The organism is Nonomuraea sediminis (assembly GCF_018531495.1).
Taxonomy (GTDB): Bacteria; Actinomycetota; Actinomycetes; order Streptosporangiales; family Streptosporangiaceae; genus Nonomuraea; species Nonomuraea sediminis.
Genome location: NZ_JAHDTI010000014.1, coordinates 282,821 through 294,573, shown reverse-complemented (window position 1 = coordinate 294,573; position 11,753 = coordinate 282,821). Strand labels below are relative to the sequence as shown.

The 11,753-nt window shown below is 71.6% G+C and carries 11 protein-coding genes; 5 read left to right on the top strand and 6 right to left on the bottom strand.

The genetic code is table 11. The features are described from left to right. The first annotated feature begins 122 nt into the window (after positions 1-122). The gene (locus KIK09_RS45425; RefSeq protein WP_214325754.1) at positions 123-494 is read left to right on the top strand and encodes a YciI family protein; all 372 of its coding nucleotides are present in this window, start codon (positions 123-125) and stop codon (positions 492-494) included. After that, positions 491-1,705 carry an RNA polymerase sigma factor gene (locus tag KIK09_RS45420; protein WP_214325753.1) on the top strand — a complete coding sequence of 405 codons (1,215 nt, stop codon included), beginning with the start codon at positions 491-493 and terminating at the stop codon, positions 1,703-1,705. The genes KIK09_RS45425 and KIK09_RS45420 overlap by 4 nt, the downstream gene beginning before the upstream one ends. Positions 1,706-1,717: 12 nt before the next feature. On the opposite strand, the gene KIK09_RS45415 is transcribed toward KIK09_RS45420, so the two are convergent. Continuing rightward, positions 1,718-2,365 (bottom strand): TetR/AcrR family transcriptional regulator, encoded by a 648-nt coding sequence (locus KIK09_RS45415; protein WP_214325752.1) that lies wholly within the window; start codon positions 2,363-2,365, stop codon positions 1,718-1,720. A gap of 136 nt (positions 2,366-2,501) precedes the next feature. On the opposite strand from KIK09_RS45415, the gene KIK09_RS45410 reads away from it, so the two are divergent. Beyond that, the gene (locus KIK09_RS45410) at positions 2,502-3,149 is read left to right on the top strand and encodes an SRPBCC family protein (protein ID WP_214325751.1); all 648 of its coding nucleotides are present in this window, start codon (positions 2,502-2,504) and stop codon (positions 3,147-3,149) included. A 21-nt stretch (positions 3,150-3,170) separates the two neighbouring features. Here the strand turns inward: KIK09_RS45410 and KIK09_RS45405 are convergent, their stop codons facing one another. Next, positions 3,171-4,025 carry an alpha/beta fold hydrolase gene (locus tag KIK09_RS45405; protein WP_214325750.1) on the bottom strand — a complete coding sequence of 285 codons (855 nt, stop codon included), beginning with the start codon at positions 4,023-4,025 and terminating at the stop codon, positions 3,171-3,173. An 86-nt stretch (positions 4,026-4,111) separates the two neighbouring features. On the opposite strand from KIK09_RS45405, the gene KIK09_RS45400 reads away from it, so the two are divergent. Beyond that, positions 4,112-4,738 (top strand): TetR/AcrR family transcriptional regulator, encoded by a 627-nt coding sequence (locus tag KIK09_RS45400; protein WP_214325749.1) that lies wholly within the window; start codon positions 4,112-4,114, stop codon positions 4,736-4,738. After that, positions 4,723-5,499 carry an alpha/beta hydrolase gene (locus KIK09_RS45395; protein ID WP_214325748.1) on the top strand — a complete coding sequence of 259 codons (777 nt, stop codon included), beginning with the start codon at positions 4,723-4,725 and terminating at the stop codon, positions 5,497-5,499. Before KIK09_RS45400 ends, KIK09_RS45395 begins: the two co-directional genes overlap by 16 nt. On the opposite strand, the gene KIK09_RS45390 is transcribed toward KIK09_RS45395, so the two are convergent. The 4 genes from KIK09_RS45390 to KIK09_RS45375 form a co-directional block, all read right to left on the bottom strand. Then, entirely contained in the window at positions 5,500-6,303 is an 804-nt protein-coding gene (locus tag KIK09_RS45390; RefSeq protein ID WP_214325747.1) for an LLM class flavin-dependent oxidoreductase, read from the bottom strand. A 147-nt stretch (positions 6,304-6,450) separates the two neighbouring features. Continuing rightward, positions 6,451-8,394, bottom strand: a complete 1,944-nt coding sequence (locus tag KIK09_RS45385; protein WP_214325746.1) for a YehQ family protein — start codon at positions 8,392-8,394, stop codon at positions 6,451-6,453. Beyond that, entirely contained in the window at positions 8,391-9,512 is a 1,122-nt protein-coding gene (locus tag KIK09_RS45380; protein ID WP_214325745.1) for a VWA domain-containing protein, read from the bottom strand. The genes KIK09_RS45385 and KIK09_RS45380 overlap by 4 nt, the downstream gene beginning before the upstream one ends. Further along, complete coding sequence (locus tag KIK09_RS45375; protein ID WP_214325744.1) at positions 9,509-11,752, bottom strand: DUF5682 family protein; 2,244 nt, start codon at positions 11,750-11,752, stop codon at positions 9,509-9,511. The genes KIK09_RS45380 and KIK09_RS45375 overlap by 4 nt, the downstream gene beginning before the upstream one ends. Position 11,753: the final 1 nt, after the last annotated feature.

The following is an 11,753-nucleotide window of genomic DNA, read 5'->3' as shown; positions in this document are numbered from 1 at the left end:
CTTGACATCGGTACGGCGAAACTCGCGCGAAAGTTTCCGGCGGGGATGTCAAGACGACGGCGGTGGCTCCGACCAACGGGTGGAAGGGCCCAGCCAGGGCTCGTGACGACAAGGAGTACGAGATGCAGTTCCTGATCAGCATGCATATCAACCCGGCCGTGCTGGACGCGCTGACCGACGAGGAGAAGGCGGCGCTCGGCAACGGGCATGGCACGTTCATCGAGGCGCTGAAGAGGTCCGGTGAGCTGATCTCTACGCAGGCGCTGGTCGACCCGTCACAGGCAGTGGTGGTGTCCGTGCGCGACGGCCGGCCGGTGGTGACCGACGGACCTTTCCTGGAGGCCAAGGAGCATCTGGGCGGCTTCTACCTGATCGACTGCGAGAACAAGGAGCGGGCGATCGAGCTGGCGTCGCAGATCCCTGACGCCGCGATCGAGGGCCTGGGGGTCGAGGTGCGGCAGGTCATGTTCGCTGACGGGCAACTGGAGGCATGACGGCGCCGGCCGTCGAGGACCTGCTGCGTGAGCTCGCGCAGCAGGTCCTCGGCGTGTTGGTACGCCGCCACGGTCGCTTCGAGGAGTGTGAGGACGCTGTCCAGGAGGCCGTCCTCGCCGCGACCGTGCAGTGGCCGGCCGGGGGAGTGCCGGACAACCCGCGCGGCTGGCTGGTGACTGTCGCGTCCCGGCGGCTCATCGACCAGCTGCGCAGTGACCACGCGCGCCGCGAGCGGGAGTCGGCGGCGGCCACCGAGGGGGTGCCCGAGGACGTACCGGACACCGACGACACGCTCGTCCTGCTGTTCCTGTGCTGCCATCCGACGCTGACCGCGGCCTCGCAGATCGCCCTGACGCTGCGGGCGGTCGGGGGTCTGACCACCGCTGAGATCGCCCGCGCGTTCCTGGTGCCGGAGGCCACGATGGCGGCCAGGATCAGCCGGGCCAAGCAGCGCATCAAGGCCGCGGGCAGCTCGTTCAGCCTGCCGTACGGCGCGGAGCGTGAGGAGCGGCTCAGGGCCGTCCTGCACGTGCTCTACCTGATCTTCAACGAGGGCTACACCGCCTCCTCGGGCAGCGAGCTGCACCGCGCCGACCTCGCGCGCGAGGCGATTCGGCTGGCCAGGATGGTGCACGCGCAACTGCCCGAGGACGACGAGGTGACCGCGCTGCTCGCGCTGATGCTGCTGACCCACGCCCGCCGGGAGACGCGGACGACGGCCGCCGGCGACCTGGTGCCGCTGGACGAGCAGGACCGGACGAAGTGGGACCGCGAGCTGATCGACGAAGGCCTCGAGCTGGTCAAGGCGTCGCTGGCCGGCCCGGCACTGGGTCCTTACCAACTGCAGGCCGCCATCGCCGCCACGCACGCCGACGCGGCCACGGCCGAGGAGACCAACTGGCCGCAGGTGCACGCGCTCTACCTGATCCTGGAACGGATCGCGCCCAACCCCATGGTCACCCTCAACCGGGCTATCGCGCTCGCCGAGACCGAGGGCCCACTGGCCGGGCTGGCCTTGCTGACCGCATTGGATGGTGACGAGCGGATGGCCGGGCATCACCGGCTGCTATCGGTACGGGCGCATCTGCTGGAGAAGGCCGGTGACACGGTCGGGGCGTACGAGCACTACCGGCGCGCCGCGAAGGCCACCGCCAGCATCGCCGAGCAGCGCTACCTGGAGTCCCGGGCCGGCCGAGTGAGACCGCTGTGATCGACGACGTGGTCACCGCGTCAGCAGGTCGTTCAGTTCGTCCGCGATCAGGAGGTCGGGGTCGAACTCCATTCCGGCGAAGTGACCGGCGAGTTCCAGTGAGAGCACGCCGTGCAGGCGGGTCCAGAAGGACAGGGCGCGATGCAGGGTCGTGGCCGCCGCCGGGTGGTCGTCCGCCCATGCGCGGTGGGTCTCCAGGTGGGCGTCGAACGGTGTCGCCGGCCTGTCGGCCGATGGCACACCGGAGGCTTCGAGCAGCACCGTCATGACCTCGAACGAGATCGCGGTGATGTCGTCGGGTGCGTGGTAGCCGGGGACGGGCGTGCCGTAGATGAGGAAGTACCGCTGCGGATCGCTCCTGGCCCAGTCCCTGATGACCTGGGCCAGTCCGGCCAGGTCGGCACCGGAGTCGAACGCCGCTCCGACGGTGTCGGCGAGGCTGCGGTACGCGTCGCGGATGAGCGCGGTGATCAACTCGTCGCGGCCGGCGAAGTACCGGTAGAGGGCGGGGCCGCTCATGCCCATCTGTTTGGCGATCGCGTTGAGCGACAGCGCGGACACTCCCGCATCGGCGATCTGCTCCCACGCGTGTCGCTTGATCTCCGCGTGCACCTGAGCCCGGTAGCGCTCCCGCGGGCTCTGCCCTCCTGCGTCCGTCATCAGCCGCTCCTTCCTGCTCAGCGTGACAACGTCGCAGTCTAGTTAGAGGTTCTCACTTTCGCTATTGACGCTAAGACTCGGCGAGTTATAGCCTCTAACTCTCGCAAGAGGCATTAACGAGACGAGGAGAACAGTCATGATCGACACCGCACGATCCCCCCGCCGCCAGGTCCGGCTGCGCGCCGCTCTGCTCGCGATCCCGCTGGCCGCCACCGGGCTCCTGGTCGCCGCACCGGCTCATGCCGCCGCCGCTCAGAGCACGATGTACGGCGACGCCGCACTGACCTGCCGGGGCGAGGGCATCGATCCCGCCGCCAAGCTCCACCACCGAACCGAGATCCTCATCAAGGCGCCGCTGAGCACCATCTGGAAGCTGCACACCGACGTGGAAGGCTGGCCCTCCTGGCAGAAGCCCGTCACCAGCATGAAGCGGCTGGACCCGGGCCCGCTGAGGAAGGGTTCGCGGTTCCGGTGGACCACGCCGGCGCCCGCCACGCCCGCGACCCCCGCCACCACCCTGGTCATCACCTCCACCGTCCAGCAGATCAAGCACAACCGGTGCATCCGCTGGACCGGGCCCGCGATCGGCAAGGGACTGCGCATCGACCGGGGCGTCCACGTCTGGAACTTCATCAAGGTCAAGGGCGGTGTCCTCGTGCGCACCGAGGAGAGCTGGACCGGTGACCAGATCGAGGCCGACCCGGCCACCTCCATCAAGTACCTCGCACCAGGTCTCGACGCCTGGCTGGCCGCACTCAAGACCGCCGCCGAAGCCCGCCGCTGAGCCGGCGCTCGCCGTACTGGTTCACGAAGATCCGAAGAAGACGCGCAAGGCGGCGATCAGCGCGGCCGGGTTGTCCTCCTGGACGTTGTGCCCCGCGTCCGGTACGACCACGAGCTGCCCGTCCGGAATGCGCCCGACCAGGCGTTCGGCGGTCGCCTGGGGGAGCACTTTGCTGCGTTCGCCGCGCACCAGCAGCACCGGCACCCCGGTCAGCTGGGCGGCCAGCCGTTCGACTGCCTCGAGAATGGCGGAGAAGTCGGGTGGACGCGGATCGGCCTTCGGCGCCCAATCGCCATCGGGCGCACGGCGGAACATCGTGCTCATGCGGTAGGCGACACCCGCGCGGTTGGCGCGTGGATTGACCCGCATGGCGGCCTCCACCACCGTCTCGAGTTCCCGCACCGGACCGAGCCGGGCCATGAACGCCCGCATTCGCCAGGTGCTCTCGAAGTCGGCGCCGGGTGCGACGTCGACGATCGCCAGCCGCTCCACCAGGTCGGGCCGCGCATCGGCGACGTGGGCCGCGACCACGGCGCCGAGCGACATGCCGACCAGCCCGACCCGCTCGAAGCCGAGGTGGTCGGCCGCGGCGACGACATCGGCCGCCATGGTGTCGATGCGGTAGTCGTCGGACCAGTCACTGTCGCCGTGACCACGCAGATCCAGCGCGACCAGCCGGGCGGCGCCGCGCAGGCCGAGGCAGACGAAATCCCACGTGTGCGCGGTCAGTCCGCCGCCGTGCAGCAGGAGTACCGGGGATCCTGTCCCGCCCCAGTCGAGTCCGTGCAACCGGCAGCCCGCACGGGAGAAGCGGATCTCGCGGGGCGGCGCCGGATCGTGGATCGCGACGCCCAGCGTCGCGGCCAGGTCGGTCATCGCCGGAATCGTGGACATGGCGCCTCCCTTACCTTGGGCCTCCAAGGTAAGGGCGTTACCTTGGCAGGTCAAGGTAAGATGGGCGCATGGCCACCCGAGTGCGACGCAAACCCGATGACGCCAAGCGGATGATCCTCGAGGCGGCGAGCAAGCTGCTCGCCGCGGGCGGTCCGGCCGCCGTGCAGGTGCGCGCCATCGCCGCCGAGATCGGGGTGTCGGATGCCGCGGTCAACCACCACTTCGGCACGCGTGAACAACTGCTGGAGTCGCTGCTGCGATTCGGCGGGGCCAAGCTGAAGGCCGAACTGCACGGCGTGCTGGGCGCGTGGACCGACGGCCCGATCGACCTCGCCGGGTTGGTGCGCGCGCTGTCCGCGCTGTACGCCGATGGTTACGCCGCACTGGCGCTCGCGCTGCACCAGTCCGGCTGGCGGGATACCGGCAGCGGAATGCTCGATGAGGTGGTGGATCGCCTGCACGCCCATGCGCGGCAGCACTGCGCGGCCACCGGGCGAACACCGCCGTCACGCGAGGCGATCCAGCTGACGATGGCCGGATTGCACCAGGCTGTCGCGATGGAGCCGTTGTTCGGCGGCGAATTCCGCAGGAGCGTCGGACTGGACGCGGATGCGCGGGATCGCATGCTCGACTGGTGGATCGAGACCCTGCGCACGACTGTTGCCGGATCATCGGAAGTATGCGGATCCTGCTGACCGTCCTGGTCGTGGCGGTGGTGCTGATCGGGCTCCTGTGGGTGTTCCAGCGGCGCCTCATCTACCTGCCCGACAGCGGCGCCGTGCCCAGCGCGGGCGCCGTCCTGCCGGGCGGGCGCGACGTCACGCTCACCACGTCGGACGGGTTGGCGCTCGGCGCCTGGTACTTCCCCGGCACCCGCGACATCACCGTGCTGGTCGCGGGCGGCAACGCGGGCAACAGGAGCTCCCGCGCGCCGCTGGCCGCCGCGCTGGTCCGTGAAGGCTTCCCCGTGCTGCTCATGGACTACCGCGGCTACGGCGGCAATCCGGGCAGCCCGTCCGAGGAAGGGCTGGCCAGGGACGTCCGCGCGGCGCGCGCCTTCCTGTCCGGCAAGGTCATCTACTTCGGCGAGAGCCTCGGCGCCGCCGTGGTCACCGCGCTGGCCGTCGAGCGGCCGCCGTCCGCCCTGCTGCTGCGCTCCCCGTTCACCGACCTGGCCGACGCGGGCCGGCACGCCTACCCGTTCCTGCCGGTACGCCTCCTGCTGCGCGACCGCTTCCCGCTCGCCGAGCAGCTCGCCTCCGTGCGGGTGCCCACGACCATCGTGTACGGCTCCCGCGACACGATCGTCCCGCCTGAGCTGAGCCGTACCGTGGCCGCGTCGGCGGGCGGCCCGGTGACGCTGGTCGAGGTGCCCGGCGCCGACCACAACGACCAGGTGCTCCTGGACGGTGCCGCGCTCGTCGCGGCCGTGGTGAAGCTGGCCCGGAGCGTGTAATCAGGTACCGGCGAGTCGCTCCACGATCGGGGCGAACTGCTCGATGAACTGCGCGCTGACCGAGACGTAGGAGATGCCGAGCCGGTCCCTGCGGGCGCGCAGCGTGTCCGCCATCTGGTCGACGGTGCCGGTGAGGATGCCGTAGCCGCCCTTCGCCACGACCTCGCGCGGGTCCGTGCCGAGCTGCTGTGACAGCCAGGCGGGCAGCTCGTCGCCCACGGCCGCCAGGTTCGTGTTGATCTCCAGCTCGTCGAAGCGGTCGCCGGCCAGCTCGTAGAGCTCGTCCAGCTTGGCCGCAAGATCGTCCTCGGTCGCGGTGGCGGGCAGGCCGAGCGCGACGATGTCGGCCTTCTCCGCGGCCAGCCGTAGCAGCCTGGTGCCCGAGGCGGCGATGAGGACGGGCATGTCCTTGACCGCGTCGACGGTCTGCGCGACGCGGTCGATCCGCTGCGCGGGCGTGCCGAACTCGGCGCCGAGCGCGGCCGTCTCCTGCTCCGCGCCCGGACGTCCGGCGCCGAGCCCGAGCTCGAACCGGCCGCCGGAGAGCTCGTGCAGCGTCGTCGCCTCCCACGCCACCATGGCGGGCGTCCGGTAGGGGGAACTGGCCACGTACGTGCCGACGTGCAGGGTCGTCGTCACCGCGGCGGCGGCCGCCGTGGCGGCGAACGGGGAGAAGGTGTTGAGCGTGTCGGGGACCAGCAGGGTCGCGTAGCCCAGCTCTTCCGCGCGGCGGGCCAGCCCGGCCCAGGCCGCCGCACTGGGAGCACGACCTGCGACGGTACCGAATCTGAACGGGTGCGTCATACCTCCACCCTCCCGCGAACCGACCCCCGCGACATCGTCCGCGGGTACGTTGCCCTCATACCGCCACCGACGCAAAACCCCCACACCCACCTACTCCCACAGCGGTACACCCTCGCGCTCCCAGACAATTCGCACCCGGCACGGCGGTCAGTTCAGGTCCAGGGCGACGTCCAGGCGTAGGTAGGCGTCGATCCAGGCCTGCTCGGCCGTCTCGTCGGAGGCGTGGGTCCGCGTCTCTGCGAAGGTCGTGACGGCCTGCGCGGTGCGGTGCAGGCCGAGCACGGTCAACCGCCGCGCCGCGGTGGCGAGCCGGTCGTCGTAGGTCGGCGGCAGGTGAGACAAGCCGTGATGGGCAACTTCGGCGAGCAGTCCCCGGGTGTCGATCAGAGCCGCAGTCAGCGGTTCGTGCCGGTCGTCCTCCGCGACCATCAGCCTGCCCGTGGAAGCGGCAGGCTGCAGGTCGGGGACGACGACTCGCCCGCCGACCGCCAGACCGACCGGTTCGATGACGACGCCGCCCGCGGTCCGCCCGACCACGCCGCTGACGAACCGCAGCTCGCCCTCCTCACCGGCGAGCACGGCGGCCAGCGAGTCGAGGCGTCCGGGGGCGGCGCCGATGTGAGTGGCCCTGACGGTGGCGGTGTTGCCCGCCTGGTCGACGATGACGGCGTCGAGGCGCTGGTCTCCGGGGGCGTAGGTGACGGCCTCCACCTCGGCGACGGCGACGACCCGGACCAGTTCCGCTTCGACCCGGGGGCGGACGGGCCGGAGCGTGAGGGCGTCGAGTTCACGGCTGAGCGCGGCGAAGTCGGTCACGACCAGGGACTGCGGCAGTTCACCCCAGTCGCCCTGTGACGGGCTGACCGTCGTCTTGGAGATCCGCCCGGTGGCCAGCCGCACCGTACGGCTGGCGCTGCGGACGGCGGACTCCGTGACCAGGTTGCCGGTGGCCAGAGCGTCCAGCGTGGACGTGGCGATCCGCCGCCGCGCCAGCGCCGCCCCGTCGTCGTCGCCGTCCCACTGACGGCGCAGGACCAGCACCATGGCACTGTCGCTGTGGACCAGGTAGACCTCGGCGATCCGCTGGTCGCCGAGACCGCGGATCCGGCAGCCGAGGCTCTTCAGCCGGGCCCGGCGCAACGGCGTCTCGGCGGCTTCGGCGGTGCCGAGCACGCTGCTACGCAGTGTGGCGTCCGGCCGCGTCACCGCCCGGTGCCGGGCGTGCAGTTCGGCGACGTGGCTCGCGAGCAGCTCGGGACGGTAGTGGGAGCTGCGGTCGCGATAGGAGGCCAGTTGCTCGGCGAGGTCGCCGACGGCCAGCAGCGGCCAGCGCAGCCCGGCGGCGTCCAGGTGGCGCTGCACGTCGGCGATGGCGGCCTCGAGGCCCTGACCGAGATGCGCCGCCCCCTCGCGCAGGACCGTGCCGGCCAGCCCCAGCGCCCGCTCCAGCCCGGACCCGGTACCGGCTTCGGCCACGCCACCGACGTCGACCCGCACCTCGGGGACGCCGGGGTGCAGCTCGTCGGCGACCCGGAACGCCCACACCGCCAGCGCGATGACGTCATCGCGACTACCTGCGACGGCGTCGGTGTGGACGAACCCGAGGTCGCCGGGGACCAGGAAGCGCACGGTCGCGGTGGCCAGCTCGACCTGCGGTACCGGGTCGGCAGAGGTCGCGCGGCTGACCCGCGCCGTGAATCCGGTCCTTTCCGTACGGCGAGCGGCCGCCATCAGCCGGGCACCGATCTTGGCGGTCAGCTCATCGTCGGACACCTGCCCCGGAGACCAGGGCACGAGCTCCGGGTCGGCGTCAGCGGGCGCCGGGGCAGCCTCGGCGGGCAGGCGCTGGTAGGCGAGGATCACCCCGATGACGTGCCGGCAGACGCCGCCGGCACCGCAGGTGCAGCGGGCCAGGTCGAGGCCGCCGGGAGGCAGGCTCGTGGTCAGGCCGTCAGGGAAGCTGCCGTGCACGGTGCCGTCAGCGTCGGTCCGAAGCTCCGGCGCGGCTTCCTTGCCGGCACGCTTGACCAGACCGCGGTTGGTGAGCGCGGCGAGGGAGTCCGTCGTGAGCCCGAGCAGATCTGTCCTCATCGGCCCACGTGCTCCGCGACGAAGGACGCCAGCTCGCCGGGTGTCATCGCACCCACGTAGGCTCCGGCATCGGCCAGGCGCTGCGCCAGCTCCCGGTCGTAGGCGGGATTGGCCTGCTCGTCGAGGGCGGCCAGGCCCAGCACCTTGCTGCCCTGCGCCACCAGGTCGCGCACGACGCGCACCAAGCGGTGCTGATCGCCGCCCTCGTAGAAGTCGGAGATCAGCACGACGATCGCCCGGCGCGGCTGATCCACCAGGCCCGCGCCGTAGGCGGCAGCGCGGGCGATGTCGGTGCCGCCGCCCAGCTGGACCTTCATCAGCAATTCCACCGGATCGTCCACGTCGGCGGTCAGGTCCACCACTGCGGTGTCGAAGGCGACCAGGTGCGTGCGTACCCCGGGCAACCCCCACAGGCAGGCCGCGGTGACCGCCGAGTGGATCACCGAGTCGACCATCGAGCCGGACTGGTCGACGAGCAGGATCACCTGCCACTGCTCGAGGTGGCGGCGGGTGCGGGAGAAGAAGAACGGGGTCTCGATCACCACCTTGCCGGTCTCGGGCTGGTAGCGGCCCAGGTTGGCGCGCAGGGTCCTGACCATGTCGAAATTGCGGGCCAGCCGCATCTGTCCGGGCCGTCGTACCTTGGTGCCGGAGAACGCGCTGCGAACCTCGGTGGCGAGCTTGTCCATCAGCTGCCGGACGACCTGCTCCACGATCCGTCTGGCCAGCCGCAGCACCTGCGGGTTCATCAGGTGCTTGGTCCGCAGCACCGCCTTGAGCAGCGCGGGATTGGGTTCGATGCGCGCCAGCACGGCCGGGTCGGTCACCACGTCATGGATCTCGTAACGCTCGATCGCGTCACGTTGCAGCCGTTCGACGGTCTCCTTGGGGAACAGCCGGGTGATGTCGTCGAGCCAGTCGAAGGTGGTCAGCGTTGACTCGCCTGTCGCGCACTGCCGTCGTACACCACGTCGGCGCAGTTCCTCGTCGCGGCCGTAGAGCCAGTCCATGGCCGCGTCACGGGCCGCGGCCCGCGCGTCGAGCCGCTGCCCGCCGAGGCATGCGCTGCCGGCCTCGCCGAGCAGCAGACGCCACCGTTCCAGGGTGGGGTCGGTCATGATGTGATCAGTCCCTCCCGGCGCAGGGCCGCCTCGACGCGTTCGTCCAGTGCCATTCCCGCGGCCACCAGCTCCGGTGCCGCGTCCAAGCGCATCAGGTCCCATCCGGATGCGCCGCCGGCGCGCCGCTCGACCAGACGAGTGGCGATGAGGTGCCGTTCGCGGGGCGGGAAGAAGCCGAACGCCTGGCGCAGCGCGGGCAGGGCCACCAGGAAGTCGTCATCGGTCATCCCCCCGACCAGCTCGTCGAGCAGTTCCAGCATGCCGTCGGTGTGCAGCACCTCCTCGCGGGCGAGCGCGAACAACCCGGCCAGCCAGTCCCCGGCCGACGCCGGGACGAACGCGCCGCGCAACGCTCGGGCGGGATCCGCGGCAGCCGTACCACGCAACGACCAGCCCAGCCCCAACGACGCTCCGCGCAGGTCGGGCGGCGCCTCCCGGCAGGCGGCGAGCCGGTCCGCGACGCCCAGCGCCGCGTTGGTGTCCAGGCCGAGCGCCGGGCCGGCGTGTCTGAGGGCGTCGCGGACGGCGGTCACGGCGTGGATGCGCTGGAGGTCGGCCGGTGCGGGGCCGCCGCGCACGCCTTCGGCCAGCCACAGCGCCCGGCGGGTGGCAGCCTTGACGACCGTGCCCAAGGTGACGCTGCCGCTGGTGCTGAACAGGCCGTCGTGGCGCCACATCGCCAGGGCGACGGTGAGGGTCCGGCCCAACGGTCCCAGACCGGCCGCCGCGCCGACGGCCCGTGCCAGGTCGTCCAGCACCTGTGCGGCCAGCTCGCCGATGCCGCACAGCGCCGTGTCGAACAGGACGTCGGCCAGCTGGTCCAGGTCCGCGCCAGTGATCCGTTCGGCGAGGGCGGAGGCCGCCGCCTCCTGCGGGTCCACGCCATATCCACCGGCCTCGATCAGTGCGGGCAGCCGGTCGTCGGACTCGGTCAGCGCCCATCGTTCGACCAGCTCCGTACCGCCGGCCGGGCGGGGTCCCGAGGTGCGCTCCACGCCGGGGATCCGCAGCACCCGCAGCCGGTGCAGCAGGCGGCTGCGCTCGCGGTCGGCTTCCCTGCCGAGGTCGAGCCGTTCCTCACCCGGACCGCCCAACACCGCGAGAACCGCGTGGACCAGCGGTGGCAGCGGAGTCGAGTGATGCAGGCGGCCCACCCGGTCACCGCTGAGGGCCGCGATCATCTCCACGATCACCGGATGGCTGCCGGCCTGCAGCGGGCCGCGGGCCGACCAGGGCAGCGGTGCCTCGATCGCCTCGCTGACGAGCGCGCCGGCCAGGCCGTCCAGCACATCGACGCGGGCCGGATGCGGATGACCACGCATCAGCGCGATCCCGTCCGCGGTGGCCCGAGCGGCGATCAGGTCCGCGGTGGACACCGGCTGGCGCCGGGCGCGCAGCCGGGCCGTCACCGCCTCGGTGAGCCTGCGGGCGGCGTCGGCGGGACCGGACTCCCACAGGTCCTGGTAGTAGCCCGGCGACGGCATGCCCGACTGGTAGCCGTCGAAGGCGTCCAGCCGCCGGAACGAGTACGGCACCAGGTAGCTGCCGACGACCGCGTCCGCGGGCGGCTGCGGCACCTCCGGCCGGCTCCGGTCACCCTGCTCGGCCAGCCGGATCAGCGCGGGGCGGTGGAAGCCGCCCGTGACCACGACCACCGGCCTGTCGCCCGCGTCGGCGACGGCGGCTCGGACCCACTGCGCCATGTACGCCTCGCGGGCCATGCCGTCCGGCCCGGCCTGCGTCTCGCCGCGCACCAGGTCGAAGTAGGTCGCCAGCCGTTCGGCCAGCCCGTCGGCCGGCTCGATCTCGAACAGGTGGTCCCACAACGCGTCCACGTTGTCCACGGCGAAGGTACGGCACAGCCGTCCGGTCACCTCGCTGTAGCGGGCCTCGGCGTCGGCGTAACGGTTGCGGACGTCGGCCAGCGCCGGATGCCAGGCGGGCAGGTCGATGAAACGCAGCTCGGAGCCGACGTCACGGCCCGCGGTCAGCGCCGCCCACTCCGGGGAGTAGTCGCACAGCGGCGTCCATGAGCCGTGCCGTCGTTCCGGATCCCGGTAGCTGGTGTAGACCGCGATCGGCAGCTCATGACCCAGCAGAAGCTCATCCATCCGGTGGTTCATGTCGGCCGGGCCCTCGACCAGCACGTATGCCGGCCGTACGGAATGAATGGTGTCGGCGACCAGCCGGGCGCAGGCGGGGCTGTGGTGCCGCACTCCGATGAACGTGACCGTCATC

Excerpts from the sequence above, each read along its gene's own strand:
- KIK09_RS45425 (WP_214325754.1), top strand. The coding sequence starts at position 123 with ATGCAGTTCCTGATCAGCATGCATATCAACCCGGCCGTGCTGGACGCG.
- KIK09_RS45420 (WP_214325753.1), top strand. The coding sequence starts at position 491 with ATGACGGCGCCGGCCGTCGAGGACCTGCTGCGTGAGCTCGCGCAGCAG.
- KIK09_RS45415 (WP_214325752.1), bottom strand. The coding sequence starts at position 2,365 with ATGACGGACGCAGGAGGGCAGAGCCCGCGGGAGCGCTACCGGGCTCAG.
- KIK09_RS45410 (WP_214325751.1), top strand. The coding sequence starts at position 2,502 with ATGATCGACACCGCACGATCCCCCCGCCGCCAGGTCCGGCTGCGCGCC.
- KIK09_RS45405 (WP_214325750.1), bottom strand. The coding sequence starts at position 4,025 with ATGACCGACCTGGCCGCGACGCTGGGCGTCGCGATCCACGATCCGGCG.
- KIK09_RS45400 (WP_214325749.1), top strand. The coding sequence starts at position 4,112 with ATGGCCACCCGAGTGCGACGCAAACCCGATGACGCCAAGCGGATGATC.
- KIK09_RS45395 (WP_214325748.1), top strand. The coding sequence starts at position 4,723 with ATGCGGATCCTGCTGACCGTCCTGGTCGTGGCGGTGGTGCTGATCGGG.
- KIK09_RS45390 (WP_214325747.1), bottom strand. The coding sequence starts at position 6,303 with ATGACGCACCCGTTCAGATTCGGTACCGTCGCAGGTCGTGCTCCCAGT.
- KIK09_RS45385 (WP_214325746.1), bottom strand. The coding sequence starts at position 8,394 with ATGAGGACAGATCTGCTCGGGCTCACGACGGACTCCCTCGCCGCGCTC.
- KIK09_RS45380 (WP_214325745.1), bottom strand. The coding sequence starts at position 9,512 with ATGACCGACCCCACCCTGGAACGGTGGCGTCTGCTGCTCGGCGAGGCC.
- KIK09_RS45375 (WP_214325744.1), bottom strand. The coding sequence starts at position 11,752 with ATGACGGTCACGTTCATCGGAGTGCGGCACCACAGCCCCGCCTGCGCC.